Annotated in this window: 16 protein-coding genes; 7 read left to right on the forward strand and 9 right to left on the reverse strand. The window is 41.0% G+C overall.

Annotated elements, in window-relative coordinates:
• Positions 1-26: 26 nt before the first annotated feature.
• Both B0O44_RS02570 and B0O44_RS02575 read right to left on the reverse strand, forming a co-directional pair.
• On the reverse strand, positions 27-860 hold the full coding sequence (locus B0O44_RS02570) for a helix-turn-helix domain-containing protein (protein WP_110827125.1): 834 nt from the start codon (positions 858-860) through the stop codon (positions 27-29).
• A gap of 108 nt (positions 861-968) precedes the next feature.
• Positions 969-1,619 (reverse strand): DUF1349 domain-containing protein, encoded by a 651-nt coding sequence (locus B0O44_RS02575; RefSeq protein WP_110827126.1) that lies wholly within the window; start codon positions 1,617-1,619, stop codon positions 969-971.
• Positions 1,620-1,712: 93 nt separating this feature from the next.
• Here B0O44_RS02575 and B0O44_RS02580 point away from each other — a divergent pair, with 93 nt between their 5' ends.
• Positions 1,713-2,477 (forward strand): response regulator transcription factor, encoded by a 765-nt coding sequence (locus tag B0O44_RS02580; RefSeq protein ID WP_110827127.1) that lies wholly within the window; start codon positions 1,713-1,715, stop codon positions 2,475-2,477.
• Between the two features lie 35 nt (positions 2,478-2,512).
• On the opposite strand, the gene B0O44_RS02585 is transcribed toward B0O44_RS02580, so the two are convergent.
• The gene (locus B0O44_RS02585) at positions 2,513-3,058 is read right to left on the reverse strand and encodes a GNAT family N-acetyltransferase (RefSeq protein WP_110827128.1); all 546 of its coding nucleotides are present in this window, start codon (positions 3,056-3,058) and stop codon (positions 2,513-2,515) included.
• A gap of 200 nt (positions 3,059-3,258) precedes the next feature.
• Between B0O44_RS02585 and B0O44_RS02590 the strand changes: the two genes are divergently transcribed.
• The gene (locus tag B0O44_RS02590) at positions 3,259-3,648 is read left to right on the forward strand and encodes a hypothetical protein (RefSeq protein WP_110827129.1); all 390 of its coding nucleotides are present in this window, start codon (positions 3,259-3,261) and stop codon (positions 3,646-3,648) included.
• Between the two features lie 2 nt (positions 3,649-3,650).
• Here B0O44_RS02590 and B0O44_RS02595 read toward each other — a convergent pair whose 3' ends face one another.
• The gene (locus tag B0O44_RS02595) at positions 3,651-3,992 is read right to left on the reverse strand and encodes a hypothetical protein (RefSeq protein ID WP_110827130.1); all 342 of its coding nucleotides are present in this window, start codon (positions 3,990-3,992) and stop codon (positions 3,651-3,653) included.
• Between the two features lie 13 nt (positions 3,993-4,005).
• Positions 4,006-4,284, reverse strand: coding sequence for a hypothetical protein (locus B0O44_RS02600; protein WP_110827131.1), 279 nt, complete (start codon positions 4,282-4,284; stop codon positions 4,006-4,008).
• 176 nt (positions 4,285-4,460) lie between these two features.
• On the opposite strand from B0O44_RS02600, the gene B0O44_RS02605 reads away from it, so the two are divergent.
• Positions 4,461-5,372: a helix-turn-helix domain-containing protein gene (locus B0O44_RS02605; protein ID WP_110827132.1), complete on the forward strand. Its 912-nt coding sequence runs from the start codon at positions 4,461-4,463 to the stop codon at positions 5,370-5,372.
• 30 nt (positions 5,373-5,402) lie between these two features.
• Here the strand turns inward: B0O44_RS02605 and B0O44_RS02610 are convergent, their stop codons facing one another.
• The 3 genes from B0O44_RS02610 to B0O44_RS02620 form a co-directional block, all read right to left on the reverse strand.
• A complete protein-coding gene (locus B0O44_RS02610; RefSeq protein WP_110827133.1) occupies positions 5,403-6,992 on the reverse strand; it encodes an ABC-F family ATP-binding cassette domain-containing protein in 1,590 nt (529 codons plus the stop codon).
• Between the two features lie 174 nt (positions 6,993-7,166).
• The gene (locus B0O44_RS02615) at positions 7,167-8,207 is read right to left on the reverse strand and encodes an LLM class flavin-dependent oxidoreductase (RefSeq protein ID WP_110827523.1); all 1,041 of its coding nucleotides are present in this window, start codon (positions 8,205-8,207) and stop codon (positions 7,167-7,169) included.
• A 77-nt stretch (positions 8,208-8,284) separates the two neighbouring features.
• Positions 8,285-10,159 (reverse strand): M3 family metallopeptidase, encoded by a 1,875-nt coding sequence (locus tag B0O44_RS02620; RefSeq protein WP_110827134.1) that lies wholly within the window; start codon positions 10,157-10,159, stop codon positions 8,285-8,287.
• Positions 10,160-10,709: 550 nt separating this feature from the next.
• Here B0O44_RS02620 and B0O44_RS02625 point away from each other — a divergent pair.
• The 4 genes from B0O44_RS02625 to B0O44_RS02640 all read left to right on the forward strand — a co-directional run bounded on the left by B0O44_RS02625 (position 10,710) and on the right by B0O44_RS02640 (position 13,275).
• Positions 10,710-11,105, forward strand: coding sequence for an acyl-CoA thioesterase (locus B0O44_RS02625; RefSeq protein WP_245943533.1), 396 nt, complete (start codon positions 10,710-10,712; stop codon positions 11,103-11,105).
• Between the two features lie 130 nt (positions 11,106-11,235).
• The gene (locus tag B0O44_RS02630) at positions 11,236-12,000 is read left to right on the forward strand and encodes an SDR family NAD(P)-dependent oxidoreductase (protein ID WP_110827135.1); all 765 of its coding nucleotides are present in this window, start codon (positions 11,236-11,238) and stop codon (positions 11,998-12,000) included.
• Positions 12,001-12,025: 25 nt separating this feature from the next.
• Positions 12,026-12,934, forward strand: a complete 909-nt coding sequence (locus tag B0O44_RS02635; protein ID WP_245943535.1) for a helix-turn-helix domain-containing protein — start codon at positions 12,026-12,028, stop codon at positions 12,932-12,934.
• 119 nt (positions 12,935-13,053) lie between these two features.
• The gene (locus tag B0O44_RS02640; RefSeq protein ID WP_110827136.1) at positions 13,054-13,275 is read left to right on the forward strand and encodes a CDGSH iron-sulfur domain-containing protein; all 222 of its coding nucleotides are present in this window, start codon (positions 13,054-13,056) and stop codon (positions 13,273-13,275) included.
• Between the two features lie 66 nt (positions 13,276-13,341).
• On the opposite strand, the gene B0O44_RS02645 is transcribed toward B0O44_RS02640, so the two are convergent.
• Complete coding sequence (locus B0O44_RS02645) at positions 13,342-17,037, reverse strand: ABC transporter permease/M1 family aminopeptidase (protein ID WP_110827137.1); 3,696 nt, start codon at positions 17,035-17,037, stop codon at positions 13,342-13,344.
• Positions 17,038-17,041: the final 4 nt, after the last annotated feature.

Below are 17,041 nucleotides of genomic sequence, written 5' to 3' on the forward strand. Positions count from 1 at the left end.
ACCGTTTAATGGCTATTGTTGGACAATCAATGGTTTTTAGCCCTGAATACAGAGGCCGTTAATCCCGTATTCTTTTTAAAGAATCTTGAAAAATAAGCATGGTCTTCATAACCCAATTCATAAGCGATTTGTTTAATGTCTAATGGAGAATAACACAATAAGCGCTTTGCTTCCAGTAAAATCTCATGCTGGATCCAATGACTTGCTGCAAAGCCTGTAATTTCTTTAACCACTTCGTTCAGGTAAAGTGGGCTGATGTTCAGCAATGAAGCGTAGCCTTTAACCAGTTTTAACTCCTTACATTTGGTGTTGACCAATTGTTTAAACCGTTTTACGATGGTATACTTTTGCCCGCTCAGCAGATTTGTAGTGTTTTGGACTTGCATTAATTTTGAAGCAATAGCTCCTGTTAAAGCTTCTGTTAAGGACTTGATCAGCGTCTTTTGAAGAGGAATGGAGGGTTGACTGAGCGTATCTTCCAATAAAGGCATAAGGTTAAAAACAGGATCGTTACTTTTTATAGAAACCGACTGGCAAACATTCAGGTAAGTGCCGAATATTTCCCTGAAGAGTGCAGGTATGACTTCGCTGTCTACAAAAACCAGCCATCCTCCTCCCTGGGTACCCTCAATATACCTGTGCACCTGGCCTGGTACAATAAAACATAGTGTAGGGCCCAAAAGCTTCACTTCATTAAAATCCAGTTCCCATAAAAATTGACCATCTTGTTGAATAATAAACATATAATGGTCATCCCGGTGGGGAATTTGTACCATTTTTTTAAAATTCCCCATCAGTTTTACCTCCACACCTGTTGCCTTTAATTCATGCTGATGTAATAAGATCGTGTTCTTTGGCATTGAGCTTCAATTCTGAGTATACAAGGTTGCAAAAATACAAATAAAGTGATGTTCCTCAGTCCTTATCTTGAAGCCTAACTGAAATTCAGAATCGATAAATCCTATGGATCAGTTTCCGTTTTTCTTCAGCCATTCCAGTCTGCGCTGATCGGGCAATTGCTTTACAGTAAAACCTTCAAATTTAGCATTAAAGCCATTTCCATCAGGACTGGCGGCCATAAAGCCAACCATAACAGGCCGGTTATCCTGTAAATAAGCATTCCGCATCATGGTATAGGTTTTATCATCATAAGAATAAAATACCTCTACTGCATCCAGTCTTCTTAGGGCTTTGATCCACACAAATTCAGGAGCTTTATCTAGTGTCATTACACTCCAGTCGCTTGTTTTATGTGTAACCACCGTACTTAAATTGTATTTGCCATCCACAAATTCTATTCCTGCTTTGATGTAATTTTCGTGATCGGTACGCAGCATTAAACCCATTTGGTCAAAACGGGCTTTATAATTTCCGGTTATTTTCACTTTTACTTCAAATTCCCCTCCATAAGTACTGTAATAAAACGGGGCATCATCCACCGTAAAGCCATAATGAGAAATTCTCCAGTAATCGCTTTGGGGCGTAACAAACATGCTCAAAGTGTTGTTTGTAATTTCCCATTTTTCGGGCTCGTTAAACCACTGCATCTTTTCCAGGCGTTGTGCAAAGCTCGTTTGTGTAACCATTAAGCTAAAGATGGCTAAAATAATTTTCTTCATTTTTGTTTTCGGTTAGTAACCATATCTATATTTACCCTGCAAAGGTAAAAGACCATAAATGCCCCACCAATACTGATTAATAACCATATTAAAATGAATGTAATCCATACGTTAAATGAAAAATTATTAACACAAAACTTTGGTGGGGAGCCTGCCGGGCCTATGAAGTTATCTCATTATCAGTATATGGCCTATATGTATTCCCTTGTAGAAAATGCAATAGCTGTTTTGAGCGACATGAAAACCAGCAAAAGCTATATCTACAAAGGAAAAGTAGCCAGGGAACTGGGCCTTGATGAAAATCATGTCGCAGAAGAAATCGGCTCTATCTGGGAAGAAGACATTTTCAATAAAATCCATGTGGACGATCTGCTGGGCAAGCACCTGCTGGAACTGCAGTTTTTTAACCTGTTAAAAGGCTTGCCTGTTTCTGAAAGATCGGATTACCATGTAAAAAGTAAAATCCGCATGCTCGCTAAATCCGGAAAATACCTGTTTGCAGAACACCGCATGTTTTATATAAGCAGTGGTTCAAATGGGAATTTATGGCTGGCCCTTTGCCTTTATAACCTTTCTTGTGATGATCCAGGGACAGAAACACCAGGTGGCCTTATTGTAAATTCAGTAAATGGTAGTGCTCTGAAGCCCACTGCACAGGACTGCAATAACCTGTTGTCTTCCCGTGAAAAAGAGATCCTGCAACTGATCCATAAAGGTAAAATGAGCAAAGAAATTGCGGCTTTCTTATCGATCAGTATCCACACAGTAAACCGGCACCGACAAAATATATTGGAAAAACTAAGGGTAAGCAATTCTCTTGAAGCTTGTCGTATTGCCGAAAAGCTGCAGCTGATCTGATCTATTAATCTTATCTTTTTTTAATCATTGTTTGGTCATTCTTCAAATATTAAATAGCCGGTATTTTCCTTATTTAAAGCAGACAACCGCTCCTTAACATCTGCGGATAATGTGATCACCAAAATATCATCATCCGGATTTAATTCCGGTTTATGATCCTTTTCATGCAGGTACCTGGCTTGATCATATAAAACCGTTACACCACATTTTTCATAAAAAGGCCTTAACTCCTTTTCGCAAAATCCGATACATTCGATACCCCGGCTTTTCAGGTTACCCATTATTTCTTTAATCAAATGTCTGGCATAGCCTTTCTTTCTGACCATAGAAACCAAGCCTACCATTTCGCAAACTTCGTAACGGATGTGCTTTAACTCTATTTTAAAATCAAAGTTAATACGGCTTAACGAAAGCAAATTAGAATTGTCATCCACAAGCAGATGAAATTCCGATTTATGGAATTTTTCCCTGAACTCATCACTTGTTAAAGCGAACCATTCTTCTTCTTCCCAATATCCAATAATATTTTTTATTTCAGAAACGGATAGTTCACTGCTGGTTTTTAGGTGATAATTTATCATAAGGGCTCTGTTAAAGAACAGATCTAAAATAAAAATTCTTTATTTCAGACTAAAGTAATTCTATTTCTATACTCGGTGTGGCGGTCGTAATGGGGAAATAAGAAAAACAAATCCTGTTAAATGTTTTATTTCAATAACAATTTTCACAACAAGAAAATATTAATTAAGTTTAGGCGTTAAAACTACAAATCAACTCTGCGATGAACAAAGTATCCAGTTTATTATCCTTTTCGGTTTGCACCGCCCTTATCTTTTCTCTGGTTTGCTGTTCAAAGCACAACAGCGATACCCAGGGAAAAAGAATAAAAGAAGTAGCCAAAATAGATATTGGGATTGTTTTACCGGAAATCAGGAACCGCAGAAACGATACCGTGGACCTGGCACTATATCCAAATGCACGTGTGTTTTTTATTGATCTTGGCCTACGGGACAGTGACCATTATCTGGACCTGATCCGGCGGGCAAGTCAGGCGAACATGCCAGTGCGGGCAAAAGTGTTTGAAGACAACACCAGTGAAGTAGCGGAGATCTCTACTCCTTCGGCTCAGGACATGGAGACTTATAAAAAACACTGGGTAAAACCCGAATAAATTTAGCAGTTCATTACTTTATAAAAAAACAGGCCGCCGGCAATATACATCAGTACATCCACCGGATCACCTGTATATCTTTTTATAAAATGCGGAAGTAAAGCTTCAAACAACAGGCTGTACATCATTACAATAAAAAGAATTTGCCAGGACCTTAGAGCCAGTTTTTTTTGCTGTAACAGCATTCTCATGAACCACATGGCCAGTGTGGCTGTCAGCGGTACAACGAGCAGGTCATTTACATAAAACTGAACAAAGTCGTTGAAAACATATCCTGCCTTATTCATCAGATAAATAAACAGTGCGATAAAAGAAAACAAAGAGAACCATTTAAAGGTATTCATTTCTGCAGCTCCATTAACCTGCCGCCAGTACGACTACAGAGATAATCAGCATGATCAAACCAATAAAAATGCTGGTGGCATAATCCTCTACTTTTCTTAAAAAGGGATTTTGCCTTGCAATCCGGGCCCTTTCCATTTCTTCTTTAGCTTTTTTAAGTGCGTCCAATGCTTTTATTTTGTCTATTTTTTCCTGTTCCAGTAAGTTATTGCATTTAATGCAGCGTTCATATAATTCCCCTTCCCATTTGACCCATTCCGCGCAATGCGGACATTTGATTTCCCTTTTAGACATACACCTGAATTTGATACTTTATAGTACCTGCAAAAATCGCAAAGGGGCTCGATGAACAAAAGAGCAATATTTCGGTAATTATGGTCAATAACACTGATTTTATGATTATAACTTCTATTTTTATCCAATAAACTCGTCACTAACAGATTTCTTTCTGACAAGTTCAATAATGGTCCATGAAAAAACTCATCCCCGAATACAGTCTTGCCGAGGTCATCAACCCCCTGTTGTCTGGCCATGAAAAGGCGATGGAATATTTTTCAGCTTCTTTTTCTGCTCCCATGAAGCTGAGCACCTTCCCGCACCGGGCAACTTATTTTGGAGTTGCGGTTTGTACAAATGGAAGTGCAGAACTGACGGCTAATTTAGAGCAATATACGCTCTGCACCAACGCCCTGATCGTTATGGGACCGGAAGTCATTCGAAGCTGGAAAGCACAATCTTTTGATTATGCAGAAGAAATCCTGTTTTTCACGGCAGCCTTTTTTCTGGAAACACAGACTGGCGGAAATATGAACTCTTTGGAAGATTTTAGTTTTTTTGATGCCAAATATCCCACTGTACTTCATTTGAATAGCAAGGAAGCTGCGCTGATCAGACATCTTTTAAGAGACATTAAAAACACAAACCATTCCAAAAGCTCACGCCAGGAAAAAATCGTTAGGAATTACATCAGTATCGCTTTAAACCAGGTTGCCGATCTTTATGACCAGTACTATCCCGAAAACCAGCACCTGCTAAAAGCACCTGATAAAACGGTACAGCAATTTAAGAAATTACTTCTGGAGAATTATCTACAGTTCCGCGGTGTAAATGCCTATGCCGGTTTGATGAACATCAGCTCCAAGCACCTGAGTCAAAGCATTAAAGAAAGTACGGGCAAAACGGCAGGACAATGGATTCACGAACTACTGATCCTGGAAGCTAAAGTTAGGCTAAGGCAAAGTTCAGAAAATATCAATCAAATTGCTGAGGCCCTTAATTTTAGCGATGCATCTGTATTTGGAAAATATTTCAGGCGTTACGCTGGTTGCTCACCGGCACTTTACCGGAAACAGGGATCAGCGCATCTTAAAATTAAACAATGATCCCTGCTTCTTTGGCCAGTTTGTGTTGGATCAGCTTAAATCCATTAAACGGACTGCATTAATTTCTTTCAAAAAGTACTCATCATGGGAAATCAACAAGAGTGTCCCCTGATAATCCTGAATGGCCCGGGTTAAAATTTCAATGCTTTGGATGTCCAGGTTATTGGTGGGTTCATCCAGGACAATCATATCCGGGGCTTGCCGGGCAATGGTCAATGCACAAAGGATCAAACGCATTTTTTCGCCCCCGCTTAGCAAAGCACAGCTTTTATCCCAATCATTTTTTGAAAACAGAAACCTGTTTAAACGGATTTTTAGCTCATGTTCCTGCAGACCACTGCTGTTGAATTCCCGGACCAGATCGTAAACATTCAGTTTTGGATCAATCAAAGTATAATCCTGATCAATATAAACAGAACTAAAGTCCTGACGCTCTATCGCTCCTTTTGATGGTTGGAGTTGGGCAAGAATTATCCTCACTAATGTTGTTTTGCCAGATCCGTTCAACCCTTCAATCACCAGTCGTTCCCCGCTTCTGATTTGAAAATTTAAATCCTGTTTCCACAACAACTGCGCTTGATAAGTGAAATTTACTTTTTTTGCGGTGATTAATGCTTTTCCCTGGTGCAAAGCAGAATGATCAAAATTCATTTTCATTTTATCCTGATCTGGCATAGCCGACCTCAACTGCCTCATTTCAGAAGCGATTGTATTCACTTTTTCTGCCTGAACACCTTTCAGCCGGGAAGTGCTTTGCTCTGCTTTGTTTCGAAGGCCATTGAGCACAATGGTCGGAAGGCCCGCCTTCTCTTGCTTCTTTTTTCCACGTGCATTCTGTTTTTGCTGTCGCTCCATTGCTGTTCTTTCCGTTTCTTTGGCATGGCGAAAAGCTTTCTCCCTGCTTTGCAAATCCCTTTGGAGTGCATCACTTTCTACTTTTTTTTGTGCTGTATAAAAGCTGTAATTACCTCCGTACAGCTTTAATCCCTTTTTGCTCAGTTCATAAACCGGTTCAAGTAAATCCAGCAGCACCCGGTCGTGGCTAACCACCACCATGCTACACTTTGCCGACAGAAGCTCTGCACAAAGCAAGGCCCTGCCTGCCCTGTCCAAATGGTTACTGGGTTCATCCAGCAAAACGATTTTGGCCTGATGAATACGAATTCCTGCCAGAAAAACCCTCGTTTTCTGGCCCCCACTAAGATCTTTTATTTTTTGATGGAGACTTAGGTCCTGTAATTTCCAATAGGCAAAAGCCTGCTTGCAACGTTCTTCCAGGGTCCAGTCCTCTTGCAGGGTTTCAAAATGTTCTACAGATGCATTACCTTTTGAAATTTCTTCCAAAGCCTTAATTTTCAGGTCTATCTGAAGCGCCTGAGCCAAAGTCAGCTCGTTATAGTCGTCGAAAAGCTGTGGAACATAATAAGGTTTATGCACCGCACTGTAATACCCTGTTGTACATGGAAGGTCTCCTGCCATAAGTTTTAAAAGCACAGACTTGCCCGAACCATTGTGGCCGGTTATGGCAATTTTATCATTTTTATGAAGTGTAAAATGTATATCGGAAAACAGCAGCTCCCCATTGGGCTGCATGTAACTCATATCCTGAAGAAGAAGCATAAAAGATCTCTTTTTATGGTAAATAAAATATTCCGGCCCCTTGATAGAACCCTGTTTTTTCCAGAAAAGAAATGAAATCTTACACTATAGACTAGTTTTTAGAATTACACGCAAAGATAAAAGAATCCGGACAAATAAAAAACCGCTTCTTTTCAGAAACGGTTTTTTACTCCATTAAACGGCTTGTTTAACCGCTTTTCGCACCTCAGGTGCCACTTTGGTTCCAAAAAGCTCAATGGCTTTCATCATGTCTTGGTGTGAAGGATCCCCAACATCCATATGTCCGATAAAACGGGTAATTCCAAACAGCTCGTGCATGTATAAAATTTTGTCGGTTACCTCAGCTGCAGAGCCAATAAACAAAGCTCCTTCTTTTGACCGGCCAGCATCATACTGGGCTTTTGTATAGGGGGCCCAGCCACGGGAAGCACCAATTCTGTTCATCTGAGCTGCATAATTGGCATAATAGCCTTCCACAGTTACAGGTTGCTCACTCAAAAAAGTGTGGGAATGGATTCCAATTTGCATCTTAGTGATGTCATGACCATTTTTTACATATTCCTGTTTATAAAATTCAATCAAAGGCTGGAACTGTTTTGGCATCCCGCCAATAATAGCAACAATTAAGGGTAAACCTAATTTTGCAGCCCTCAACACCGATTCAGGTGTTCCGCCGACGGCAATCCATATGGGCAGTTTGCCCTCATTTACCGCCCTTGGAAATACCCCCTGGTTTTTAAGCGGCGCACGAAGTTTCCCCGACCAGTTGACCACCTGGTTATTGTTAATGTTTAACAACAAGTCTAGCTTTTCTTCAAATAATTGATTGTAATCTTTTAAATCATAACCAAACAATGGAAAGGATTCGATAAAACTTCCCCTGCCCACTCCGATCTCTGCCCGCCCGCCGGATATCAGGTCTATGGTTGAAAAATCCTGATAAACCTTCACCGGTTCTGCGGAGCTCAATACGGTCACTGTACTGGTCAGCTTAATATTTTTAGTAATGCCAGCTGCTGCTGCCAAAACAATTTCCGGAGAAGAAACTGCATAATCCGGACGATGGTGTTCTCCCAGGCCAAAAACATCCAGTCCCACCTGATCTGCCAGCTTAATCTGTTCCAGAATTTCATGCAGTTTCAAACCTGCACTGCGGTGTTCCCCGGTTTGTGGATCAAACGACAAATCGCCAAACATTCCTATTCCTAATTCCATAAATACTCCTTTATTTTTTGTTTCCTCAAAGTTAAGCAACAAAAAATCTCCCCGCCTTGATCTAGGATAAGAACTGTCTAATGGGATAAATTCGTCAATTCTTTTGTTTTATCATCCATCAATTGAAGTGCCCCATCAATCAGGTCTTTACGGTTTAACCCAAAGCCCATAAACTTAAGGAGCAGCTCATCGGCTGGTGCATCGAAGCCATTTTTTAATAAGGCCGTATAATGAGCCCCAAAATTTACAGGATCCCGTTGTACTTCTTTATACAGTTTACAAGCCACGAGCATAGAATACAAATAGGTCACATTATAAATCGGGTCATCAAACAAAAGCCGTTTTTTTATCCATTCCCCATGTCTTTCTGGTTCATCCTTAAAAAACAGATCATAACTGTTCATCACAACTGAATAGATACGATCAATGTCTTTGGCATTTAAAATTTTACCGGCAGCTATCCCCTCGTAAAGCGCCTGTTCAAAAGCACCTTCTTCAGCAGAGGTAAAAAGCTCAAAAGCCAGCATATCTGTAAACTGCTTTACGTAATAGGCCTGTTCATCTTTTGTTTTCGATTGACGCTGCAGTTCATCCAACAACAGTAACTCGTTAAAAATAGCATAAGCCTCTGATAAGAAATTCGGACCCGAAGCATACCGGGGCACTATTAAATTCGTACTCATCAATTGTCCATGCACCGCATGGCCAGCTTCATGAATAAGCACACTCACACTCCTTTGATTTCCATCAAATTCCTTCATATAAACGGTTGTAGGTACCCCCGGATACCGAAGCGCGGTAAATTCCGTAACCCTGTTGGGGCCTCCATTAATGTCCAGAGAACCATTTTTCGGATTCGTCAACTGAGCAAAATGATCCACATATTCCTTACCCAAAGGCCTTAAGGCTTTTAAATAACTGTTTCTGGCCGAGGAAAAATCTCTTCTTGGCGGCAGAAAACCCAATGACACAGAAAGGTCCCAGCTGTGCAGTTTATCAAGCCCGGTTTTCTGCTGAACAAGTGCCGCAATTGTTTTTTGATATTGCTGTAATACCCCCGCATGTTTTGTGAGTTCAGCCAGAAGCGCTTTTACTTCCGGTTCATCGAGTTGTAAACGACGTTTATAAATTCTGGATGGCGCACTGGAATAACCATGAACCTTAGCCAAAGCGTTCTGCTGGGCGGCAATGTCAATAAGAATGGCTCCAAAAACTTCTTCATGAGCCGTGTAAGCCTGCAAAAACGCTTTATTCCTTACCGCTCTGGATGCCGCCATCATTTGCTGCTTATCCAGCATAGTTTTTCCTACGGTATCCAAATTAGCCTTCATTTTAAAAACAGGATCTGCCTGAATTTCATCAATTAAATGATCATATCTGTCGGTTAATCTTTCCTGAACAGGGTCGGACAACTGATCGACAAGCGCCTGATCGTGTTCAGAAAGGTTATGAAGGGCCGCATCTTTAATATTGCCAATTAAAAAACGGTATCTGTTCAATTCAAATTTTTTGAGCTCCTGGGCCGATAAATTGTAAATGACGGGCTGATCGAGTCTTTTCTCACAAAAAGCGATCAGAAGACTTTTTGCCCGGCCGATTTGCCGAAGGTCTGCTCTGGCTAAGGTATCCGTATTGTCTCGATACGCGGAAAGCTGCCGGTAAAGGTTATGCCGGTTAAGCTCCACCAGAAAATGCTGATAGGCGTCCAGCTTGGCGCGAAGATTTACCAAAGACCAGGTGCTGTCGCTTTTAAACTCGCGGACGCTATCCAGTAGTTTAACCCTGGACTGTTGTTCCTGTGCTGCGCTTTTAAAATACCGGGTCAGATCTGCGCTGATTTGACTTTCTTTAACTGGTGTATTTTGAGCTTTCAGGATAAAACTACCCATTATGAAAACAAAAAATAAAATTACTTTTTTAAAATAACGGTGACCGGAGAGAATGGTATACATAAACTGATTTGTTTTTACGAAGATAGCGCCAGATAAAGATTTAAAATTGAATCAAATTAACCTGTTTTTAAAAACATAGGGAACAGCTTCTGAATTTATTAAAGTTAACCCGGATTTTGTTGGCTTAAAGTAAATGAACATAACATGGCCACCAGTAACGATGGCCTGTTTTTTATTTGAGTAAAAAAACCTATATTGCAGCATCAGAATGCTTGTTATAAGTGACATACAATTTTTCATATTCGCATTTTTTTCAAAATTAACATCCAAAAAGAATTTTACGCGGGCTTAAAGGATCGTCATCCTGCGCTTGAGGTTTAGTCTATAACTGGGTTCACTATAAGCCGTATCAGATAGGGGTCTGCGCCGTATCTTGCCCGATGGGGCCCAAAGAAAAGCTGAAGAAAAGAGTAACCTGAGTAAAGTTTTACTGAATTTTGCATTCCGCCCTACCTTAAACCTCATTTCGACTAAAGAAAACAGCATTAAAATAACCTTCAACCTTATTTTGTCCCTGCCTTATCCTGAATTTTTTCCCGATCTTTATACAATGATGCAAGACTATATATTTGAAATTCAACTGAAAGTAAGGGATTACGAGTGTGATATACAAGGGGTTGTGAACAATGCGGTTTACCAATCCTATCTTGAACATGCCCGTCATGAATACCTGCAATCCAAAAACATTTCTTTTAAGGCACTAACGGAAAAAAACATTCTGCTCATGGTATCCCGTATAGAAATGGATTTTAAACAGTCACTGACCTCTGGCGATGTGTTTACCGTAAAACTGCGACTGGAAAGACAGGGCTTAAAAATGGTGTTTTTTCAGGATATTTTCCGCTTGGGTGATGGCGCTTTATGTTTGAAGGGCAAAGTAGAGGCCATTGCCAAAGTAGAAGGAAAACTCAGTCGTGGAGAAATTTTCGACACGCTGAACCTTTAAAAAACTGCCTCTTAACTGGTGTGTGTGTTGGAAATTCAAAGGATGATTTGAATTTCGCAAACAACAGATTGATGCGCGCAAATCTGGAAGCAGGATATGCTTTAACTTTGTTTCATAAATACAAATCAAAATGGAAAACAAAAGTAAAATAGCCCTGGTGACCGGCGGCAGCCGTGGTTTGGGTAAAGATATGGCCTTAAGGCTTTCCGAAAAAGGAATTGATGTGGTCATCACCTATAACAGTAAGGAGCAGGAAGCAGCTGATGTTGTTCAGCAGATCCAGCAGAACGGACAAAAAGCCTTTGCACTGCAATTAAACACAGGCGACATTAAAAGTTTTGATCCTTTTATAGTAAGGCTAAAAGAGGTATTGCAGAATGTTTTTAAGGCCGATTATCTGGATTTTTTAATCAATAATGCTGGTTTTGGCGGTCATTCGGCCATACAGGAAACGACAGAAGAATTGTTTGATGAATTGCTCAATGTGCATTTTAAAGGCGTTTATTTTTTAACACAAAAGGCACTCCCTTTACTGGCTGATGGAGGCAGGATCATTAATATTTCTTCAGGCCTTACCCGCTTTAGCTTTCCGGGAGCTTCGGCTTATGCCAGTATGAAAGGTGCTATAGAAGTGTTTACAAGATACCTGGCCAAAGAACTCGCACCCAGAGGAATCAGGGCAAATATTGTTGCACCAGGAGCCATAGCAACTGATTTTTCAGGAGGCCGAGTCCGGGACGATGAGCAGACCAATAACTTTGTGAGCAGTATGACGGCTTTAGGCCGTCCGGGCAACGCAGAGGATATTGGAGGCGTAGTCGCCTTTTTATGTAGCAATGAAGCTGGATGGATTACAGGCCAGCGCCTGGAAGTTTCCGGTGGAATGATTATTTAAGTATATTTGAATTACACAAAAGACAATGATGACCAATACCTCCCTTCAGGATTTTTATAAAGAAGCCAAAACGAAGCTTCCCGAAGGAATTTCGAAGGAGGTGGGTCATTTTAACATCTTTGAAACCGAGAAGCTCTTTGACCTTAAAACCGGGGTCAGAACCATGCCCTACAGCAGAAGGGACTATTATAAGATCAGCCTGATTAAAGGAAAAAACAGGGCCGAATACGCAGATAAAACAATCGACATTCAGGAAAATGCCCTGCTTTTTGCCACACCTAAAATTCCTTACCACTGGATTCCTCAGGACAACCATCAAACGGGACTGTTTTGTATCTTTACTGCAGACTTTCTGTCCAAGAGCAAAGTTGGGGTCGCACTGGATGATCTTCCTATTTTTCAGCCTGGCGAATTACCTGTATTCCAGCTGAATTCCGAACAAACAACAGATCTGGAGTATATTTTCCGGAAAATGTCCAGGGAAATCAACAGTGATTATGCCTATAAATACGACCTGATCCGCAACCTGGTCCTCGAACTGATCCACTATGGTCAGAAATTACAGCCCATGCCGGCCCTTAAATCAACGGCCAATGCATCTGACAGGATCGCGGCTTTGTTTATAGAATTGCTGGAAAGACAATTTCCAATAGAGTCCATAGGGCAAAAACTGGTTCTGCGTTCCGCAAAAGATTATGCCGACCGCCTGGCCGTACATACCAATCATCTGAATAAAGTACTCAAAGAGGTCACCGGACAAACCACCACTGCCATCATCAGCAACCGGGTTATACAGGAATCGAAAATCCTTCTCAAGCAAAGCGACTGGAACATTTCTGAGATCGCTTATGTAATGGGTTATGAAGACCAGGCCCATTTTTCACACTTTTTCAAAAAACAAACGTCTTTTACGCCGGCCGGCTTTCGGACCTGACTAAAACAGCATCCCCGCCCCTTGTTTACTTCCAGCAGATGGAATGTTTCTAAACTGACATTGAATTCTTTGCCTTTGGGATCATTGAGCTAGTTTTGCGGCAGAACAACATAAAACTCATGTCAACAAAATTAACAATCAACAATAACGGATCTGTGAAAATAGAAGGCGATTTTGAAATCGTAGATAAAAGTGGTAACAACTATGGTTTAGGCGGAAGAACGGTGCTTTCCATTTGCCGCTGCGGACTGTCCAAAAACAAACCATTTTGCGATGGTGCCCATAACGGGAATTTTGATCACGAAGCGGTAGCTTTTGACCTGCCCCCTAAAAAAGTTTAAAATTGATTTAAAAATGAAAAGGCCTTGCAAACGCAAGGCCTTTTGTGTTTAGGGCAGCTGCTCAAACTAGCTTTTGGTTTTGGTCTGAACTTTAACGGGTTTGTCAGATGCAATGAAAACTGCCGGAGGTTTACTGCCAAATTTCCAGCTGTTGTTGTCCGGTGTACGGTCAATGAGTTTATGATAAGGGTCTATCCCTGCGCTTTCTGGTTTTTCGTCCACCAAAAGGGTAAATGTTTTTTCAGGCTCATCCATTTTTATCCTTTTGAGGAACAATTCTTTAGCCTGCTGTTTCCCTTTGACCATCTGACTGGAAAACACCCCTATATCTATGTAATCTGCAACAGGGACGCGGGTACTTTTACCCAGGCTGTCGGCCCTGAACTTCGCACTGCCCACCCTAAGGGAAACTTTATATTTTCCCTCTTTGGTTTTTTCGTAACTCAGGTCTTTTACATAATTCTCGTAAACGGTAATGGTTTCAAACATATCCTTAATAATATATTTTAAACTGTCCGGTGTCGCTTCCCGGATCTGGTTTACAAATTCAACCGCATTGGTGTAGGGCGGCTCCTGGAATTTTGTTTTCTGCAAATAGGTTCTAATGGCCTTGTTCAATACCTCTTCACCCAGATAATCTTTTACAGCATACATAATCACACTTCCCTTATTGTAGTGAATATAACCCTGATTTTCGCAAAGCATCAAAGGCACTTCTTTTTTGCTTTCAAAAGTCCTGCCCTGCAGGTATTTGTCCATTTCATACTTCAGAAACTTTTTCATTGCCTGTTTCCCGTATTCCTTTTCCATCACCATCAGGGCCGAATACTGGCTCATGGTCTCAGACATGAGCACACTTCCCTGTACATTGCCACCAATCACCTGATGGGCCCACCATTGATGGCCAACTTCATGAGCCGTAATGTAAAAAGGCACATCTATTTTTTCAGGATCGTTATCTTCTACCTTAGTGATAAAACCAACAGATTCCGAATAGGGGATTGTATTTGGAAAACTCTGCGCAAAAGAGGCATATCGGGGAAATTCCAGGATCCTGACCTGACGGTGCTGATAAGGTCCAAAGTTTAGGGTATAATAATCCAATGCGCGTTTAATCCCCTTAATCATTCTGTCCAGGTTGTACTCATGGCCTTTTTGATAATAAATTTCGATGTTCACTCCTTTCCATTTGTCCTTCTTTACTTCATAGCGGGCACTGAGGTAAGCATAGAAATTCAGGATCGGGCTGTCCATTTTGTAATTAAAATACCGCCTTCCTCCTTTTGTCCATTCTTTTTGTAAATAACCGGGGGCCAGCGCAATCTGGTCTTCAGCCGTACTTACAGTAGTCTCAAAGCGGATCCAGTCGGCATCATTGGAAATATAGTTGTTCATCCTGGCCACAGCATCATCAACAGCTGCCATGCGGGGCTTAGGCTTCAGCTTGTACTTTTTACGGGCGGTATTGGAACCCAGCTCCATAGCCGGATTATAACCTATTGACGGAAACTGCGAATTGTTAAAGAACGTTCCGTTGTAAACCATTTGGGTTTCTGTATAGCCATTTTCAAATCCAACAGGACTGTACTTCATCTCAAATACAAATTTGATGGAATCGCCAGGTTGAACTGGTTGTTGAAGTTTGAATATTTTAACTCCGTATTTCTGATCGTCGCTGATTAATTTAAATCCTTTTTGCTCCGGCTCCAGACTGCTATAGCTGTAAGCGCTCTTTTTTCCTCCTTCATAATTGATAAAAAGGGTATCTACCGGCTGTTGGTGTTTATTTTTCAACCAGTAAAAGCCATTGGCCTGTACATTTCGTGTTTCTGGATAAATGTCAACGTTCAGCCGGGATTCAACGATGCGAAGCTGGGCCGTTTTCTCAAAAACTTTGTACTTTTTCTCAAAAGCAGCCATTTCCTTTTCCTGTTCCTTAGGCGTTAGGTATTGATGAAGAATATTGGTATTGTAATAAATAAATACACCTGAAGCTATTGCAAAGAGAAAGCAGAAAGCTACGGCAAATTTATGAACAGCATCAAATGAAGATTTGGAAAGATTGAACCTGGCCTTTATGCCTTTTTCTTTACCCCTGGCATAGATGGTTAAGCCCAGCAGACAAAGGACCAGCATAATGCTTAACCAATACGCTTTATACAAAAACCAGCTGGCTACGGTATGTCCGAATCCATTCATCTCTGAATAAGGCATTGACGGCCCGGAAGAATTAAAAATATAGAGGTCGTTGTTCCACTCCAGAAATTTAAATACAATTCTGACCAGCAATACCGGTATTAAAGACAAAAAGAAACCCAGGTATTTATTGGGCGTAAGGACCTGCACAAAAAGGCAGGCAGCCGCCATAATGGCGAAACCAACCAGGGTCCTTAACATAGACTCCAGGTACAACAATGGTTGCACATTAAAATAACCCGTTGAAATTTGTATGCCCATGCCCGTAAGGATCACCACGCCCAGCAATGTCGCAATGACATAAATCAGGGCCAGGTATTTGGAGAAAAAGAGTACACCGTTGCTCACCGGTGCTGTACCGGTAAATTCATCCATTTTTTGTTCCCTTTCTTTCCAGATCAGGTTTCCCGAAAGAAATACAATCAAAATAATGATAAAAAACAGAAAAACACCTGCTGCACTTTCTAAAATCTGATAGGTGACCGGATAGGTTTCGGTATCGTACATCGCCCCCATAAATCTGGAAATAATGTACATCATAACAATACCCAGCAGGCAAATGACAATAAAAAAAGGTCCCTTTGCCATTTTTACAAATTCAAAGCGGGCCAGATAAAATAGTTGTCTCCAGCTTGCTTTTACGCCAAAGTTCTGACGGCTCTTTGGCAATAAAGCCAGTGAATGGGCTTGTGTTTCATCTGCCGAACGCGCTTCATTATCTTTTTTTCCAAACCAGGTAAAAGGTGTCAGAAACTGACTGAAGCTGAATTTAAAAAAGCTGATCAGGGTAATGGCAACTCCAATACAGAGCCACAGCAGACGGTTATACAACAGGCTCCCTTCCAATGGAATCATGCGGGTATTTTGGTCATCCGGTGTCCAGTACTGGGTAAGATGGCGCAGGGCCTGGCTCCCAAATGGCTCCCAAATGGCAGCAGCAGCCTTATTGTTCAAATCTGCAGTAACACTTGCGGTAATCGAAGTAATCACCAGTAACACAATGCAAAATAAATATGCCGGCAAGGTATTTCTGGTAAAAGTGGTCAGCGAGAAGAAGATAGACCCCAGCAACAATACATTGGGGAGGGTGAAGATCAGAAAAGGCTCAAGAAAGTTCATCACAGAAAATTCACCCATCTGAGGTTTGCCTATTCCAAACAGACAGCCTGCCAGATAGCCAAGTACCTGCGCAGAGAACACAAAAAGTGCCGTCAGAAAGGCCGAACTAAACCTTCCGAAAAAATAACTTGCTTTATTGATCGGTTTTGTAAAATAAAGCGGGTGGGTATTGTACTGGTAATCCTTTTGTATGGCGGTAGCCATAATGGAAACCAAAATCACACTGTTGATTAAGCCGAAGATATTATCCCCTAAATTGATAATTACACCTGCAACTGCTACTGCCGAGTTGACCAGCAAATTGGAATCGCCACGGGCTACGTCAAAAACACCGGCCTCGTTCAGGCCAAGCAAAAAACTGATGACAAATAATACACCAAAATAAATATATGTGGGTATTTTTCTGAAGTTTAACTTCAGGTCAAAAAGAAATATTTCCTTAAACATAAGC

Origin of the sequence: Pedobacter nutrimenti (assembly GCF_003208655.1) — a bacterium.
GTDB classification, from domain to species: domain Bacteria; phylum Bacteroidota; class Bacteroidia; order Sphingobacteriales; family Sphingobacteriaceae; genus Pedobacter; species Pedobacter nutrimenti.

Excerpts from the sequence above, each read along its gene's own strand:
- B0O44_RS02570 (WP_110827125.1), bottom strand. The coding sequence starts at position 860 with ATGCCAAAGAACACGATCTTATTACATCAGCATGAATTAAAGGCAACA.
- B0O44_RS02575 (WP_110827126.1), bottom strand. The coding sequence starts at position 1,619 with ATGAAGAAAATTATTTTAGCCATCTTTAGCTTAATGGTTACACAAACG.
- B0O44_RS02580 (WP_110827127.1), top strand. The coding sequence starts at position 1,713 with ATGAATGTAATCCATACGTTAAATGAAAAATTATTAACACAAAACTTT.
- B0O44_RS02585 (WP_110827128.1), bottom strand. The coding sequence starts at position 3,058 with ATGATAAATTATCACCTAAAAACCAGCAGTGAACTATCCGTTTCTGAA.
- B0O44_RS02590 (WP_110827129.1), top strand. The coding sequence starts at position 3,259 with ATGAACAAAGTATCCAGTTTATTATCCTTTTCGGTTTGCACCGCCCTT.
- B0O44_RS02595 (WP_110827130.1), bottom strand. The coding sequence starts at position 3,992 with ATGAATACCTTTAAATGGTTCTCTTTGTTTTCTTTTATCGCACTGTTT.
- B0O44_RS02600 (WP_110827131.1), bottom strand. The coding sequence starts at position 4,284 with ATGTCTAAAAGGGAAATCAAATGTCCGCATTGCGCGGAATGGGTCAAA.
- B0O44_RS02605 (WP_110827132.1), top strand. The coding sequence starts at position 4,461 with ATGAAAAAACTCATCCCCGAATACAGTCTTGCCGAGGTCATCAACCCC.
- B0O44_RS02610 (WP_110827133.1), bottom strand. The coding sequence starts at position 6,992 with ATGCTTCTTCTTCAGGATATGAGTTACATGCAGCCCAATGGGGAGCTG.
- B0O44_RS02615 (WP_110827523.1), bottom strand. The coding sequence starts at position 8,207 with ATGGAATTAGGAATAGGAATGTTTGGCGATTTGTCGTTTGATCCACAA.
- B0O44_RS02620 (WP_110827134.1), bottom strand. The coding sequence starts at position 10,159 with ATGTATACCATTCTCTCCGGTCACCGTTATTTTAAAAAAGTAATTTTA.
- B0O44_RS02625 (WP_245943533.1), top strand. The coding sequence starts at position 10,710 with ATGATGCAAGACTATATATTTGAAATTCAACTGAAAGTAAGGGATTAC.
- B0O44_RS02630 (WP_110827135.1), top strand. The coding sequence starts at position 11,236 with ATGGAAAACAAAAGTAAAATAGCCCTGGTGACCGGCGGCAGCCGTGGT.
- B0O44_RS02635 (WP_245943535.1), top strand. The coding sequence starts at position 12,026 with ATGATGACCAATACCTCCCTTCAGGATTTTTATAAAGAAGCCAAAACG.
- B0O44_RS02640 (WP_110827136.1), top strand. The coding sequence starts at position 13,054 with ATGTCAACAAAATTAACAATCAACAATAACGGATCTGTGAAAATAGAA.
- B0O44_RS02645 (WP_110827137.1), bottom strand. The coding sequence starts at position 17,037 with ATGTTTAAGGAAATATTTCTTTTTGACCTGAAGTTAAACTTCAGAAAA.